The organism is Paenibacillus sp. J22P90 (assembly GCF_059692195.1).
In genome coordinates, this window is record NZ_JCAUAY010000022.1 from 1 (window position 1) to 15232 (window position 15232).

General features: G+C 40.0%; 16 protein-coding genes and 1 pseudogene. 3 read left to right on the forward strand and 14 right to left on the reverse strand.

Annotated elements, in window-relative coordinates:
- Window positions 1–149: 149 nt before the first annotated feature.
- Complete coding sequence (locus tag AC58UX_RS32330; RefSeq protein WP_497260125.1) at window positions 150–545, reverse strand: hypothetical protein; 396 nt, start codon at window positions 543–545, stop codon at window positions 150–152.
- Window positions 546–915: 370 nt separating this feature from the next.
- Here AC58UX_RS32330 and AC58UX_RS32335 point away from each other — a divergent pair, with 370 nt between their 5' ends.
- The 3 genes and pseudogenes from AC58UX_RS32335 to AC58UX_RS32345 all read left to right on the forward strand — a co-directional run bounded on the left by AC58UX_RS32335 (window position 916) and on the right by AC58UX_RS32345 (window position 3597).
- Complete coding sequence (locus AC58UX_RS32335; protein WP_497260126.1) at window positions 916–2046, forward strand: Gfo/Idh/MocA family protein; 1131 nt, start codon at window positions 916–918, stop codon at window positions 2044–2046.
- A complete protein-coding gene (locus AC58UX_RS32340; RefSeq protein ID WP_497260127.1) occupies window positions 2043–2267 on the forward strand; it encodes a hypothetical protein in 225 nt (74 codons plus the stop codon). Before AC58UX_RS32335 ends, AC58UX_RS32340 begins: the two co-directional genes overlap by 4 nt.
- 104 nt (window positions 2268–2371) lie before the next feature.
- A pseudogene (locus AC58UX_RS32345) lies at window positions 2372–3597 on the forward strand (IS110 family RNA-guided transposase).
- 443 nt (window positions 3598–4040) lie between these two features.
- Here AC58UX_RS32345 and AC58UX_RS32350 read toward each other — a convergent pair.
- The 13 genes from AC58UX_RS32350 to AC58UX_RS32410 form a co-directional block, all read right to left on the reverse strand.
- On the reverse strand, window positions 4041–4910 hold the full coding sequence (locus tag AC58UX_RS32350) for an alpha/beta hydrolase (protein ID WP_497260128.1): 870 nt from the start codon (window positions 4908–4910) through the stop codon (window positions 4041–4043).
- 183 nt (window positions 4911–5093) lie between these two features.
- On the reverse strand, window positions 5094–5465 hold the full coding sequence (locus tag AC58UX_RS32355; protein WP_497260129.1) for a hypothetical protein: 372 nt from the start codon (window positions 5463–5465) through the stop codon (window positions 5094–5096).
- 177 nt (window positions 5466–5642) lie between these two features.
- Window positions 5643–5795 carry a glycine zipper domain-containing protein gene (locus AC58UX_RS32360; protein ID WP_497260140.1) on the reverse strand — a complete coding sequence of 51 codons (153 nt, stop codon included), beginning with the start codon at window positions 5793–5795 and terminating at the stop codon, window positions 5643–5645.
- Window positions 5796–6077: 282 nt separating this feature from the next.
- Window positions 6078–7553: a hypothetical protein gene (locus tag AC58UX_RS32365; RefSeq protein WP_497260130.1), complete on the reverse strand. Its 1476-nt coding sequence runs from the start codon at window positions 7551–7553 to the stop codon at window positions 6078–6080.
- A gap of 353 nt (window positions 7554–7906) precedes the next feature.
- Complete coding sequence (locus tag AC58UX_RS32370; protein ID WP_497260131.1) at window positions 7907–8731, reverse strand: sugar phosphate isomerase/epimerase family protein; 825 nt, start codon at window positions 8729–8731, stop codon at window positions 7907–7909.
- A gap of 381 nt (window positions 8732–9112) precedes the next feature.
- The gene (locus AC58UX_RS32375) at window positions 9113–9622 is read right to left on the reverse strand and encodes a DUF1572 family protein (protein WP_497260132.1); all 510 of its coding nucleotides are present in this window, start codon (window positions 9620–9622) and stop codon (window positions 9113–9115) included.
- Between the two features lie 507 nt (window positions 9623–10129).
- The gene (locus tag AC58UX_RS32380; protein WP_497260133.1) at window positions 10130–11416 is read right to left on the reverse strand and encodes an IS110 family RNA-guided transposase; all 1287 of its coding nucleotides are present in this window, start codon (window positions 11414–11416) and stop codon (window positions 10130–10132) included.
- 223 nt (window positions 11417–11639) lie between these two features.
- Window positions 11640–12041: an Imm7 family immunity protein gene (locus AC58UX_RS32385; RefSeq protein WP_497260134.1), complete on the reverse strand. Its 402-nt coding sequence runs from the start codon at window positions 12039–12041 to the stop codon at window positions 11640–11642.
- A gap of 35 nt (window positions 12042–12076) precedes the next feature.
- Window positions 12077–12571, reverse strand: coding sequence for a hypothetical protein (locus AC58UX_RS32390; RefSeq protein WP_497260135.1), 495 nt, complete (start codon window positions 12569–12571; stop codon window positions 12077–12079).
- 341 nt (window positions 12572–12912) lie between these two features.
- Window positions 12913–13590, reverse strand: a complete 678-nt coding sequence (locus AC58UX_RS32395; protein ID WP_497260136.1) for a YdcF family protein — start codon at window positions 13588–13590, stop codon at window positions 12913–12915.
- A gap of 63 nt (window positions 13591–13653) precedes the next feature.
- Window positions 13654–14049: a VOC family protein gene (locus tag AC58UX_RS32400; RefSeq protein WP_497260137.1), complete on the reverse strand. Its 396-nt coding sequence runs from the start codon at window positions 14047–14049 to the stop codon at window positions 13654–13656.
- A gap of 147 nt (window positions 14050–14196) precedes the next feature.
- Complete coding sequence (locus AC58UX_RS32405; RefSeq protein ID WP_497260138.1) at window positions 14197–14646, reverse strand: GyrI-like domain-containing protein; 450 nt, start codon at window positions 14644–14646, stop codon at window positions 14197–14199.
- A gap of 164 nt (window positions 14647–14810) precedes the next feature.
- A partial coding sequence (locus tag AC58UX_RS32410) for a histidine phosphatase family protein (RefSeq protein ID WP_497260139.1) occupies window positions 14811–15232 on the reverse strand: 422 nt, incomplete at its 5' end.

Genomic DNA, 15232 nt, shown 5'->3' on the forward strand with positions numbered 1-15232 from the left:
GGCCCTATCAACTCAACTCTCTTTCCTTCATCGTCCGATATCAAAGAGAATGAAATCCTGCGAATACACGAGCTTACGTGAGAAAATCAAATCATACCGAGGGAGCTTAACGACCTATGTCTCTTATCTCACTTGAAAACCAAAGTTTATCATTTAAAAGTATCTTCTTCTATTTCATTTTCATTATTATTTTGTGTGTTAATTTTAGCTTGTTCCATTATTTCAAAATCTACAATTTCAAATTTACCTTTAAGTCTGATTCCCTTTGTTATCTTCAATAATAGAACTAGTGGAAGAAACAGAAAGAGAGATTGAATAGTACCAAAAATCAACGTAAATATAGGCATAGCGAATAAAGAAAATAATATTTCTTGTATTCCCGTTAACTCTCGACCGTTAAATGTCGAGTTTACATTTCCTCCAAGCAAACTGATAATTGAGAACACTAGACCTAAAATTCCTCCAATTGAAATAGAAATATAAGCATTCCATTTAATAAAGGAACCAAAATTAAGATGTCTTATATAAATTTCTTTGCCATTCATTGATAATCCCCCAACTTTTATTTGTCTAGATGTGGTATTCGTGAAAACAATTGAACAATCCTGCCCGTCCCTCAATCCCTCGTATTCCAGCCCGTTAAGGGCATTACGCTGCGGATGCCCCGCGCAATCGCCAGTCGCGGACTTGCCTAATAATTTTAAGTATCTCGATTTCAGAGCGGACTTTGCCAAGTGCCTTCGCTGCGCACAGCACTATGAGCAAGCAAGCGTTGGATTCAGAGAAAGTGCGTCACGCGCTTAAGGATATACTTCTCGGACCAACTGGGCTACGCTTTTTCTATATTCTCGCCTACAGTTTTTTTTCATGCATACATTAGATAACGGTGGATTTGACCAATAGGAGGCGATGCTTTTGACCAAACCATTAACCGCAGTTGTCATTGGTGCCGGCTGGGCTGGCGAAGGACATGTGCTTGGACTTCGCAGTGCAGGCGTTACTGTCGCTGCGATTTGCGCCAGAAAAACCGAAATCGTAAGCGCTGTTGCCAAGAACCTTGGCGTACCTGTCGCGTCTACAAACTGGCGAGAAACGCTGCATGAACTAAAGCCGGATATTGTTACGATCGCAACGCCGGCTGTCCTTCGCGAAGAGGTAATATTAGAAGCGATTGCGCTTGGCGCCCATATCGCGTGCGAAAAGCCGTTAGCTCTTGACGCAATTGTAGCGAAACGGATTTTTATTGCCGCGAAAAAGGCAGACGTAAAACATGCCTATGCGACAACGCAAGCTTTCGACCCATCCGTCGCTTGGGTTTCCGAGCTTGTGCGCACAGAAGATATTGGTCGCATTCGTTCGGCTGAACTGTTTGGATTCTTCAAACGCTTTGACGAGAATATGCCATGGTCATGGTCCGATGATGTGAAATCCGGTGGGGGAGGACTATATAATGGGTTCACGCATTTTCTCGCCATACTAGCTAAAATATTTGGTAGCCATCCAAGTAGGGTCATGGGAGAAGTGCGCGCCGGACGTGAAAAAGCTCCTTATGTTGGTGATTTCCATGATCAAAGGCAGTCTCGATTTGCGTCGGTCGATAAAGATGCCGCAGGCATCGAGATGAGACCTGTTGATGGCGACAATACGATACATGCAATTCTCGACTTTCCCCTGCCCGGTGGAGATTCTGTACCTTGTGTTGTCCGCCTAGACGCTATGATGCCTTTTTCGCCATCTCATCCATTTGTTCGCATTTTCGGCGAGAAAGGTACGATCGAAGCCAAAGGAGTCTTCGGCTACGATGTCTCTGTACTTACACCAGAAGGCGTGACTCCGAAACCGATGCCAGAGCAGTATTTGTATGGCTATCCAGACACTGGAGATGGCGAGCAGAACAAATGGAATGTGTTCTTCCGCGAATTTGTTTCCGACATTCGTGGAGGGAATCACGCATATTATGCGACGTTTCACGAAGGTTATCTTGATTTGCGCATCATTGATGCCATCCGTTCTGGCAGAGGATGGACAAATATCTTTAGTAAGTGAGCGTCAATAGAAAAGCTATAGACGATTTTGCCTATAGCTTTTCTATTGGCATCTACAATAATTTTGCTGATGTCGTTTCGAAAATCGGAGCAGTTGATGCTGTTGAACTCTACAATCTTATGCCCACCGGGCACTTTTGCGATATCCATCGCGTACGCCAGCTGCTGCTGGCAATCTGCTCCTTATTCGTTCAGCTATCGTTATCCGTTAGATTCCTGTAGATGGATAAATTTCAGATTTGTAAAAAAAGGAGCGCCTCAGTACGATGGAAGTACAATACGGGTCAAAAGCCCTTTAATTCCATCATCCAGGAGGACGCTCTACTATGAAGTTTAAATCACAAGATAAGCAAAATCAACTCATTGAAAACATTACCTTTAATCATATTGTTGTAGGTGTAGACATTGCTCAGGAGGCCCATGTTGCCAGAGCGGTTAACTTTCGAGGTGTCGCTCTCGGTAATCCTTTAGTGTTTAGTAATGACGAGGATGGCTTCAAGTCCCTCGATCATTGGATTCGCGACTTGTTAACTTCTTTTAAATTATCTCAAGTTATCGTTGGTATGGAACCGACTGGCCATTACTGGCTAAGCCTTGCCGGGTGGCTCAAAAACAAAGCTATTGAAGCCGTACTTGTTAATCCGCACCTAGTTAAAAAGAATAAAGAAAACCGCGATAATACACGCTCTAAAAGCGACAAAAAAGATGCTTTAGTTATTGCCGACATGGTGAAAAACGGCTACTACTCCCCTGTCCGCTTCCATTCCTCTGACTACGAGGAGCTGCGAGTGCTCATGGCTAACCGAGAAACGGTCGTTAAACGACTCGTAAGTGCCGTTAATCAGATCCACCGCTGGGTCGACATTGTCTTCCCTGAACTGAGACAAGTCTTTAAAATCTTAACATGCAAGGGTGCATTGTTAACCCTTCGGCTTTTCCGCTCCCGGCGGACCTATGTAAACTAAGTCCTGACGATGTCATTAAAGGATGGCAGAAATCAATGAAGCGTCATTCTGGAGTACGCAGAGCTCATCTACCCATCGATCTTGCCAAGAAAACTGTTGGTTCTAAGCAGGCAACACATGCTTACAAACTCCATCTAGAGCAGCTCCTTGAGGAGCACGACTTAGCCACTAAACAACTGCAGAGGATCGAAAAAGAAGCCAAAGACGTTGTTGAACGTATCCCCTATTCAGGCAAAATACTTGCCATTACTGGAATAAGTCCAATTGCTTTAGCTGGTGTTTTAGGAGAGTCTGGGGATCTTAGAGGTAATATAACCGAAGCAAGCTCTGGGAAATGGAAGGGTCAAATGACAATCAGTAAACGAGGCCGCCCACGCCTTCGTCATTTCCTCAATTTAATTACGATGTGCATGGTCATGAGTAACCAAGAGTTTAAAGCCTTACACCATTACAATGTTCAGGTGTAAAAGCTAAAGAAAATGAAATCTATTATGAAGTTATGTGGAAAGTTAACCGGACTCTTAGTCGGATTGACACGCAGTGCTGAAGCCTACAACCCAAATAAAATTTTTGCATTGGCAGCTTAAAATCCAACCTTTTTCACGTAAGTTGGCGTATTCGCAGGATGACAAAGAAAACACGGAGTATCGGGATACATTAAACAAAAGGGCTCCGACCCATTCCGTTAGAAAGACCGACCTCCACCCCTTGGATAGATGTGACGAAGGAATGTAAGGGCTATGACCCGTTGAGACATGGGAGTGAAAATCGCTAAGTGCACCGTGGAGAATATGTGCAGTATCTGGAATGAATTGGGTGATTCAACTCCACCTCTGTTCCCGCATTCCCTTTTAACGACACATCCTAATTTATCTCGCTATCTTTCATTCATCATCGAAACCTAAAAGATGAAATCCTGCGAATAGACGAGCTTGCGTGAGATATTCAAATCATACCGAGGGAGCTTAATGATTAATAGTGCCTCGAAGCGTAAATTCGGTTTTTAACTGACGTGCGCCATTTCTGAGAATTACTTGCATAAATGTGTTCTTAAAAAATCAACAACATTTTGAAATGCACTTTGAACCATCGGATCATGAAAATTATGATCAAAATCATGATCCGCTCCTTCAATCGTTATCAACTCAGTATATACTCCATGTTCTTGAAGCTTCTTATACATCATCACCGATTGCTCATATGGCGTTATTTTATCTTTATCTCCATGTAGAAATAACGTAGGCGGATACTCCGCAGTGATATTATGAATAGGGCTATATTGTGTTAATTTATTATAATCATTAGCCGGATCGAATCCGGTCACTTCATTAACCCAAACACCTTGCTGAAAACAATAAAATAATAAATTGCCCCGTTCTTCCCACTGACCATACGTTATTTCTTTTTCCCCTATGAATTGATAGGCGCTTTGCTTATCAACGATTTCATATTGTTGGCGGAAATGTTCACTCGGTTTCGTCGCCCATTCCCCTAGAATATCATGTCCAAAACAAGAAACTATCGCTTTTGGTTTAATGTCCATAGTGCCTATTAACAAGCTTAGATAACCACCAGAGGCTTTACCAAATAGAGCAATGTTATTTGTATCAAAATCATACCATTCCGTTGCTTTGGTTCGAGCCCATTCAAGTGCATCTCTAATATCTTCTACAATCGATTCCAATTTTGTTTCAGGAGCCAGTCGGTGATCAATATTCACAACACTAAATCCAGCCTGACAAAAATACTCAATTTGTTCTAAAGACATCCAATCTCTAGTTCCAGCAATAAAGCCACCACCATGAATGTAAATAATGACAGGCGAATTTCTCCCTTGGTAATAGATGTCAGCGTTAATAGAACAATTATTCACTTGTTTAAAAATCTTTGTTTCTTTCATCTTCTTTGTCTCCTTCCAAACCTTGCCTCATTAATGCTTTACTTTAAGGTATTCACAAAGTACAAAGTGATTACACTATCCTGCCCGTTAGCGAAACAGGCTGCCGCGATTAATTTCTGCGGCAGACTGTTTCATCGCTTATTGAATTATAGTTTCTCGTTAGCTGAATATACAACGAGTTATCTATCCATTCATCGCTGTAATTAGGAAACAAATTGCAGTGAGAAAAGATAATGGTGTCATAACAAGCTTTTCCTTTTTACTTCTGGACAAAGCATTCATTATCGTATTTACTATTAAATAAAATGAAAAAAAATAACATACTCCTTTTGCTATGGTTGTTAAAGCATTGATCGAGATTACATTCCCTGCTTGAAGTATAAAGATGATTGCAATCAACTGAATTAATACTGAAATTGCACATGCAACTCTCATTTGTTTTGGCATTACTTTATACTTACCGCCCATTGCAAACTCTCCGTAAGGTAAACCCATAGCTAACAATATGTACAAAATAGCAACTGCCAAAAACATAACACTTCCAATTAATGCCATTGCCACTTAGACACCCCGATTACATTTACTTTTTTCTTCCAATTCTTTTTGTTGATAGTATAGCATTTACTCAAGAATCCTGCCCGTTACTTCAATGAAAAGAGAGCAGTTGCCTGCCGCGGCGATCTGCTCTCTGGTTGTTGAACTAACGTTCCCCGTTAACGTAATCGAGCGTTTTCACTTGTTTTTGTTATTTATAAAAATACCGACTTGTAATCCGACTACAATTCCAAGACCTACATTACCGAATACTGCTCCAAATGCGACACCAAAAGCGGCACCTAAAGCAATTCCAACGCCTATGAAAGAACCATTTCCGTCATCTTTCATTTTCAAATAATCACTCCGCTTCTTAATTTCATTCCAAAGCTTTACTGCTGTGGCAGTTTCGCCTCATACAACGACTTTACAAAAGATGTAGGTATAACTCAATACGTTGCCAACTACTTAATGTTTCGCTACATTATTCTGCCCGTTACTTGAATGAAAACAGGGAGCAGCTGACACGGCAGTCTCTCCCTGTTTATTTTGCTATCGTTATCCGTTAGCTTAAAAATGCGATGTGGTTGACGATTCTCTGGGTTGTCTGCCTTTATGATTCAAAAGCGATATTTAATTATTTGTTATCTTATTAATCTGATCTTGAGTTATCTCTATATCCCACTTTCTATACCGTACAAAATTATTTAGCGTTTCAATATTAGCTGACCCTATAATATTATATTTTAGTGAATTAGGTACCATAATGCTCACTTCATATTTACCGGGTGCAACTGGTGCAGCGTTTTGATCCGTAAGATCCCAAGCAGGAAGGTACGCCTTATACCATGACATTGCAGGTATTTCACCCTTGAGATCAGATAGTTTATAACTCTTGACGATTTCCTTTCGATCTCCAATTACTTTGTTAATCTGAAACTCAATGGAGAGTGGTTCGATATTTAAGTCATTTTCGCTTTGATTTTTAAATTGGAGACTACCAGAAATGAGAGCTTTTTTGTTTTCATCTATGGAAGGTGGACCGAATGAAATGCCGGCAACATTATTTATTATTCCATCAGAAAAGTAATCTGAATTTGTTAGTCCCCACGAATCTTTGACTACAACTTCAAATGAGTTTGGTGTCCCTTGTGAAAAAATAGGTGCTGAGAACTTCAGCGTGTCCCCGACTTTTGCTAATGAAATCCCCTCTGTTGTTATCTCCGCACTGGAACCCGTTATCGTCTTATTTGAATCTAAGGCGTGTATTTCGACAACTTTCCCTCGGAGTTCTTGATTTATTGTTATCACTCCTGATACGAAATAACTATTAGTGTCTGATGTGTCTGATGCGATGCTTTCAAGATTGCTGATGGAGACAAAATTGTCAAGGTCTCGTATTACACCTTTATCGTTATCCATCTCAGGAAGCTTGAACCAGACTGGCCCAAGCCACGATTCTGTGCGATACCAATCGCGCCACACTGCATTTACTTTTACTTTTTGGGGGCTCAACGCTGCACCCGTTTCCAACCCAGAGGGGGAACGAAGCAACTTTATCTCATTTTGGAGTTGAACCTCACGCACTACCTCCTCCACATCGTACAACGAATCGTAGCGTGGAGCGATCCACCTATCGCCCTTCTGTGTTTCGATCAAATAACGGTCTCCCCATTTCGACTTGACTTTGACGGTTTGTGGGGCTAATTGAATCCAAGTCGGATTAGTAAGACCAGGATCGAAGTATAACGGCTCAACACCGAATAATTCAAGATTCGCTTGGGACGGAACTTGCTCTCCAAGAGCCGCATTAAATGGCATAATCCACGCCTTGCCGACCCAAGTAGAGATCTGGTAGATAGGTACAAAATACCCTTCCCCATGTCCTACTCTCCTTTGTCTTGTTTTAAGAATTGTAACCGTTTGGGGAGCCAGCATTCCGAACGTATTCCCGTTATCGCTGAGCAGAGGCGTGTTTTCAAACAAGGTAATAGTGTTTTCTTTCGGAGTGTTCGTCTCGGTTGTCATGGCAAAGGCTGAGTACTTCTCCCAACCCAAATTACCTAATGTTAAAGCCAGAGTTATTACAAGTACCAACTTCTTTTTCATGATCAGCTCACTTCTCCATTCATAATCTGTCTTACAGTTTGAATAATGCCTGATGCATACACCGCTGTACTTGCAATTTAAAGTAATGCCACAGCTTAAACCCAAAATAAACTTTCTCAAAATAACTCCTCTTTTTTATTGTTTATAATGTAGACGATAATTAAATGAAATATTTTCCAAAATCTGGTCATTCCTTTAAAGAATTATAAGAAACATTATTCAATTAACACTCCCCAATAGCTTAATGAGGCTGCCACTCGCTTTCGCGGAGGCAGCCTCATTTTGTAGTATATTGAAGTAACGTTTCCAGTTAGCGCAATGATCATTACATCGCCTTTCAAGCAGAAGATGCCTCAAACAAGGTATCTTGCATATTCCATTCTCATGGCTTCCAGCCTTTGTGCTCGCTCAAAAGCTTTACTTAAAAACTCTTTAGCCAATAAATCTTCATAATCCCAATTCATGGCCTCTATTGCAGTCGCGCCTGAATAACCCGTCTCTACTATTTTTTTCATAGTCGTAGACCAATCAATCGTGCCGTCAGTGGGTAACCCGTGTTGAGCATGATTTCCGTTATTATCATGTAAATGTAGTGCCAGCAACCTGGAACCATACATGGACAATAAATCATGTCCTGAATAGTGGCTGTAGTGATGTCCGCTGTCATAACAGAATCCGATACGCAAGGAATCCACTTGCTCCAGCACATATGCCAAATTGGAAAGGTTATTTAAATTCTCCAGTGCAACATTGACACTAAGTTGTTCAGCTTTTTCTGTGATTCTCTTGATTCTATCCAGTCCCAGTGCGTTATATGGTTTGGAATCTTTGGGAAGGTGCACCACCATTGTCGGAATCTCAAACTCAGCGCAATCTGCAACACATTGCAAATAGCAATCAGTTACGGTTTCACCGTCCAGATTGTCAAGCCAGAGGTTGTTTGCGTTTTGGACTGGTGTGTGAATATTTTCTATAAAAAGACCTGCTTCTCTAGCTTTTTGCGGTCCGTTGCGGTAATCGTTCCGACCAAAGCAGTCACGACCAAAGTCATCACTCCACCATAATAAAACGCCATCAAATCCAGCTTCTTTTATTAACCGATAGCGTTCCTTGTTCGGCAATTCATAGCCAAACCAATCATAAATGGTAATCATAGGCCGTTTATCCGCTAAATACATAATAATTACTCCTCCAAGTTTTACAATAATTGGTATCTATAAAAATATCTTATTATACTATTAATAAATTGACAAACCTTCAAAACGCACGTTTGCTTTTTTAATAGAAACGTACAATCGCCCTACCATGCCTGATTATGGGTTTTTCAGAAAATGAGATCTTTGTTTATCTTTATATATCTCATTTTTTGAAGTGGAAGTTTATCAATCAACTAGATATTTCTTAGAAGAATTTCAACTGCCTCTAACGGAGTTTACACCATTTGCACTAACCTCCCGTTAGTCGAGAAAAGGCAACCAATCCTCCTGGATGGCTGCCTCTTCATGTTGCTAATGAACTCTCGTTATCCGTTAACTTAAAGGAATCCGTCAAGTATTTTGTTAATCGTAATTCCAGACTAGCTGACCTTTTCTAATTTTGGCAGCATAGATGATTTGTCCTGCATGAAAATGTACTTCTCTAAACATTGCCATCATAAGATTCAAAGCAGTCGTCTCGTTATTGACCTGGCTATATGTAAGAGGGGGCAAATTAAGGAAGGGTTGTGACATTAATAACTCGGGAGAAGATTTGAGATGTTCAAGATACTGTATAAGAATATCAAAAGAATCTCTGATTTTTATTATCGCTTGTTCTTTAGACATTTTCAGTCCTTTTTCAAATTCCTTATCTCTTTCTCTTGTGTCGGGAATATCTAGGAGAATTGTTTCAATTCGTGAGTGTACCGCACCTCTAATATGAGCAACTAAGTTAGCAATGCTGTTACTTTCCAGTGTCGGAGAAGAAGTAATATCTTCTTCGGACAATTGTTCAATCGCTTGAAGAGTCCATTTTTTCTCTGACCTGAACTTAACCAACATGCTTTCAATTAGCTCTAAGGCAATTTCCATAGAACGCCCTCCTAGTAAAAGTTTCTATCTGTTAATTTTATCAAACAAATGTTCTCCAGCACAATGGATCAACCATAATTACTTTTACCACTCTATACTCCCTCTATGGAGAAACGCTTTGCTCTTAAATACTCTCGTTTTCTCAGTTTTTGACCATCAGCAAATTTTAGCAGATAACATTTCGATGGTATGAAGTTGTAGAGGAAGAAATTTATGGATATGCTGAGAGGAAAAAGGCTCTCTACCTAGACCACCTGCTGTAAAAAATGGGTGGTATGGAAAAGTATGGTTGCACCTTTGGATCTCCACGTGTACACATGGCGGTCAACCCTCCCACATCTCGCAGAGTCTACGCTCCCACATTCCTTCATTCAACCTGTCCATGAGGTGGAGGTCAGATATGCTGCCCGACAGGATCTTTGTCCGTAAGGATAGTGCCTTTCCGACTCATCCGTGCTTCTTGTTATCCATTCATTTGCTAAGACCATCAACCCTGAGTGTTGTTATTTAAGCTGCTTGCGGTAACACTGCAAATCGAGGAATATCCTGCATCATCTTTTCTTCACTGAATTCGTGTCCTTTTGTTAATATGCCGAAAAAGACTCGTATAAGCTTATTACACAACGCAATGAGAGACTGCATCTTCTTGAGCGGATTCACTTGCCGTTTGGTGTAATACTCATGCAAGGCCTGGAAGGCTGCGTTTTTAGCGACTAACGGCATCATCACTCGAAAGAGTAATGCACGAAGACGCTTGCGGCCCCGCTTGGTTATTTTCGTTTGTCCGATGTGTGTGCCTGATGAATTTGTTTTCAAGTTCAATCCGGCAAGTTTCGTGATCTGCTTGGGATGATGGTACTGATTGATGTCGCCGACCTCAGCTAGAAACCCTGCAATGGTGTCTCTACCGATCCCTTTTATGGCCAACAATTGCTGCACATGTGGGATCTGCAGGAGCAGTTCATCCAACTTTGCCCCTAGTTCTTCAAGCTTGTTTTGAAACCATTCGTACTGGGTCAGCAGTAATTTTAACTCCATTTTAGCTAACTCCGAACCTTCTCTTATGCCGACAGAACGGCTTGCTGCTGCTTTTAAACTAATGATTCGACCTAGACCAAGCCCTCGCTTTGCAGCTTCTCTCAAGTGCTGTAGCAAGGTTGTATCCGGCACGTCAACAAGTTCATATGGCAGTAGATGAAGGCTGAGCATTTGGATCGCAGATTTGCACTCCCAGTCTTTAAAAACTGTCAAAAACTCTGGGAAATAACGATCTAACCAGTTATGGACACGTGCTTGCACAACACAAAGGTCAGTGGTTAGGTGTTCGCGAATTTTCATCGCTTCCCGTAGTTCGGCATAAATACCCTTGGGAAGACTCGGTACGGCGTATCTCCCGTCTTTGACCAGCTGTGCAATCACTTTTGCATCCTTAATGTCATTCTTAGTTGGAGAATTGTCGTCTAGCTCTTTGCTTTTTTTCACGTGCAGTGGATTCACTACACCGTATTTCACTTGCTTTTCTTTTAGAAAATGAGCAAGGTTCAGCCAGTAGTGGCCCGTAGGTTCCATGCCAACGATAACGTCTTGAAGCCCTTGTTCCATTGAAATCTCCTGTAACCAACTCATGAATAACTCAAAGCCTTCTCTATTGTTTTCAAACGTAATTGGCTTCCCAAACTCGAATCCGCGGAAGTCTTGTGCACGAGCCACGTGTCTGAATTTCGCAATGTCGACTCCGATAATTAAGGTAGAAAAAGTGATTTGATTAATTCGTTCATTTTGAGTAGAATGCATGTTGTAGTCTCCTTTGGTTTTGTTTTTGGATCCGACGCTGGCCAGCATCAGGGACCCATAAACATCATACCAAGGAGTCTTTTTATTTCTCAAACCTCGTATTTTCTCATAATAGGAATGCTGCCCGTTAGCGAAACAGGCTGCCGCGATTAATTTCTGCGGCAGCCTGTTTCATCGCTTATTGAACTATAGTTACCCGTTAGCTTAATCATCAAACTATTATTTAATCTATTCTGTTTGGATCATATTCATCCTCAACCACAGGGATATACGGCGATAGGAGACTGTCCGTTTCACGGCTTATAATCCCACGAGTGAGTTTCCATACAATAAATTTGTTGTAATCTTGAACATCTTCATCGTCATGTATATATAAAAGCCCATATGAGCCTGGGAGGTTCTCAGACACCCACTTGTATATCTCCAACACATAACTAGAGTAATGATTATGTAAGCCAGAAATGACCCAAGAATCTAATCCATTCCTTCGTTTAATAATCGAAAGTCCTTCAGTATCTACAACTTTCAAATAGCTCATGAACTTACTGTAGGCTTTATCTTGCAAGACTTCACTGGTGTCATGAGTATGGTATCTCAACACAATCCATCCATGAAATTCAAACATTATTCCCCACCTAACTTCTTGAACTATTGTTACCCTTAGTTCAGCAATTTTCTTGTCTTCTGTTCAAAATCCTTCCATCCTGATCCGTACCCAAGATTCATCCCCCACCCCGAAGAGCGTAAGTTCTCAGCTAACTTGATGAAATCATCTCGTTCCTTATTGCTTAATACCGCATTTGGAAAACCTGTGTCTTCTTTAAAATCACTCAAATAGTCTTGTAATTCCCAGAGTAATTTCTTATTTTCTTTATTTAAGGCACCTGAACGATTGCCAATTTCAATAATCATGCCGATGCTCTCAATGACATCCTCTAATTTCTCAGTGACATGACTTTGATTCTCCCAGCCAGTCTCCATTTGATATGTAATTGAGCCTTCAAGCTGCACAAAGTTACTTTGAATACCCCTAAACGCAATCTGTTCTAATGTTTGTCTATCGCTTTCATTCTTGTTATTTAAGTAAATGCCTAATAGAAAATTACCCATAATGGATATTACAAAAATAATATAGTACCATTTAAGATTCTTCATTTTTGTCCTTCCCTAGAGCATTTCAATTAAAATACTCATAGCACTTATGTAACCTCGATTAACGGATTACTAGTTGCGCACTCGATTTTTAAGCAATCCCTAAAAAAGATTTCATCATTACCACCTTCCTTAGCTTACCAATTTTACCACACCATTCATCCTCATGTATTGAGCTAAACTGCCCTTTAATTCAATAAAATAGGGATCGTCCTGACTGCGCGGCAGCCGGCGATCCCTATTTAAGTAACGTTTTTCGTTAGTTCAACACTCTATCCAATTCGTGTGGTGAGATAGCCTCGAGATATGCAACAAGAGATCAATTTATAAATGAAAGCTTTACTTTAAATTTCAATTTGCTCATCAACCAATTGCCCCTGACGTATGTACGTTACTAAATCCTTTACTTGTTTTATAGCAAGTTCCTTGACTTCTGTATTATCCCACCAATGATCTCGATCAATCATTTTTAACTTTACTGGACTGATCGCATATTCTATCCAATTTGGCATATATGTTCGTAAAGTCAGTAAACATCTGCGAAGATGTCCTTCATGACTAACAACTAGAATCCTTTTTATTTTATGAAGTCCCAGTTTCCGCTCTAACACAAAAAGCGAAGCAATAACATTTTCCTTTGTATGATATGATTCGGTTTCGATGAGAATTGCAGACTCTGGCACTCCCAGTTCCATAGCTCGTTCTTTTGCACGAACAGCCTCGATAAAGTCGCGATTCCCCCACGCATTTCCCCCAGAAAAAAGGATATAAGGAGCTTTGCCCGCTTTATATAAATTAATTGCTTTATCTACTCGCTCTTGTAAAAACTCTTGTAAATCGTTACAAAAAACAAAGATGCAGTCTGCTGATGCTTCCTCGTCTTCTTTCCAATGAATTCCAAGTACGATTTCAATTTGCTCAGGCGTTAACTTATCGGGCTCTATTGCTGATATTAATTTTGCTTCTTTACCTGTCAACAATAATTTCGCCTCCTCGTATATTTTTTCAATTCTTCTACCCATTACTTTAACGATGCTGTCAATTCTTTTGAACAAACGTTTTCCTTAAGTTTAATCTAACATTTTTCAAAAAATCAACTCGCTATCTCTATTTTCCCATACATCAAATAGATTTCCATCTAAATCCTCAAAAACAAAAAACTTTCCATAGATACCTTCATCACTGATATTTCTAACAGTGATTCCTTCGGATGATATTCTCATATGTAAAGATTCAATGTCATCAGTAAAAAAAGTAATAACCCATCTAGTTCGCCCGTTTACTTCAAAAACCGCTCTTGTGTCATTATCGGATTCAATTAAAACAAGTATTGGTCGGTTCTCTTTGAATAAACTTAAATCAGTTCCTCTATCATTTCTGATATTAAAACCAAAATGTTTTACAAACCATTCCCCTGTTTTTTTTACATTCGATACGGGAACTACATTATATGCAATCCCCATAATTCTTCCATTCTCCATATTAATCACTCCTTATAATAAAATTACTTTTAATAAACTTCGCCACATTTTTTCTATTTTTTACCTTTTAATGCGAAATGCCCGTTGGCAGAGTGAACTGCAGCCCTTCGGACGTTTAACTATTCTTCCTCGATAGCTTATTGAATTTTAACCAGCCGCTTTAATTTGTATAAACATATCAAATTCACTTTCACTATCCTCACCTTTATATCTGTGGTCGTAAACCTCAAAACAAATGACATCGCACTGTTCGTATTTGTTTGTTCCGAGCCAGTTAATGAGTCCTTCAAACGTTTCGTTAATCTGGCCTATAGGTCCTTTGTGCGTCACCGCTGCATACTTGCCTGCAGGAATTTTGTATAAATACATACCTTCAGGCACTTCACTGTGTATTGAAGTTTCAACGCCTGCTAGATAGCCATGTTCGTTTCTTTTTATTAATCCAATGGTTTCGATTTGATTTAACCTGTCATTAACTTCGTTTATCCTATTAAACAATGTTGGCCAGACATCTCCAGGTTTAGTTGGTTTCCCAATATCGCCCATTCCGATAATCATGCGTTCTGGAAATTCAATTATTGTTGGTGTGTTAATCATTGCTTATTTGTCTCCCTTACAAGTTGAGTTGAGTTTAAATATCTATTCAACACACACCCATCATCACCTCCTAATTAATGGAACTATCCTGCCCGATAGCTTAATGAGGCTACCACCCGTTTTCGCGGCAGCAGCCTCATATAGTTTAATTTATTAACGTTTCGTTAGCGTAATGTGTGTGAGTTATCTCCTTCGAGTATTATTTTCATTTCTCCATCATGGTTAACTTGCACAATTGTAAGACTCGTATCATGAATAAAAGGTGGTTCCCACATTTGAGAAATAGGCAACCTTTTTATATATGCTAGAATCATTTTTATAACAACGGAATGTGTAACAATTAATACATTGCCTTTGTTTATATTTCCCTGAATTATGTTTTGCATTATTGAAGTACATCTACTATGTACATCTAAAAAACTTTCACCTACTATTGGTTTGAATAAATGCGGTGTATTCCAAAAAGCATCGTGTTCATCTGGGTATGTATCTTTAATGAATGTTAGTGTCTTTCCCTCCCAGGTTCCCATATTAATCTCTCTCAAATCATTTTGTTCAATGATTGGTGTACTCCGTTCACCACGAA

Bases quoted from the DNA above. Each gene is read 5' to 3' on its own strand.
- AC58UX_RS32380 (WP_497260133.1), bottom strand. From the start codon at position 11,416: ATGCATTCTACTCAAAATGAACGAATTAATCAAATCACTTTTTCTACC.
- AC58UX_RS32400 (WP_497260137.1), bottom strand. From the start codon at position 14,049: ATGGAGAATGGAAGAATTATGGGGATTGCATATAATGTAGTTCCCGTA.
- AC58UX_RS32360 (WP_497260140.1), bottom strand. From the start codon at position 5,795: ATGAAAGATGACGGAAATGGTTCTTTCATAGGCGTTGGAATTGCTTTA.
- AC58UX_RS32385 (WP_497260134.1), bottom strand. From the start codon at position 12,041: ATGTTTGAATTTCATGGATGGATTGTGTTGAGATACCATACTCATGAC.
- AC58UX_RS32355 (WP_497260129.1), bottom strand. From the start codon at position 5,465: ATGGCATTAATTGGAAGTGTTATGTTTTTGGCAGTTGCTATTTTGTAC.
- AC58UX_RS32395 (WP_497260136.1), bottom strand. From the start codon at position 13,590: ATGGGTAGAAGAATTGAAAAAATATACGAGGAGGCGAAATTATTGTTG.
- AC58UX_RS32350 (WP_497260128.1), bottom strand. From the start codon at position 4,910: ATGAAAGAAACAAAGATTTTTAAACAAGTGAATAATTGTTCTATTAAC.
- AC58UX_RS32375 (WP_497260132.1), bottom strand. From the start codon at position 9,622: ATGGAAATTGCCTTAGAGCTAATTGAAAGCATGTTGGTTAAGTTCAGG.
- AC58UX_RS32370 (WP_497260131.1), bottom strand. From the start codon at position 8,731: ATGTATTTAGCGGATAAACGGCCTATGATTACCATTTATGATTGGTTT.
- AC58UX_RS32365 (WP_497260130.1), bottom strand. From the start codon at position 7,553: ATGAAAAAGAAGTTGGTACTTGTAATAACTCTGGCTTTAACATTAGGT.
- AC58UX_RS32330 (WP_497260125.1), bottom strand. From the start codon at position 545: ATGAATGGCAAAGAAATTTATATAAGACATCTTAATTTTGGTTCCTTT.
- AC58UX_RS32390 (WP_497260135.1), bottom strand. From the start codon at position 12,571: ATGAAGAATCTTAAATGGTACTATATTATTTTTGTAATATCCATTATG.
- AC58UX_RS32405 (WP_497260138.1), bottom strand. From the start codon at position 14,646: ATGATTAACACACCAACAATAATTGAATTTCCAGAACGCATGATTATC.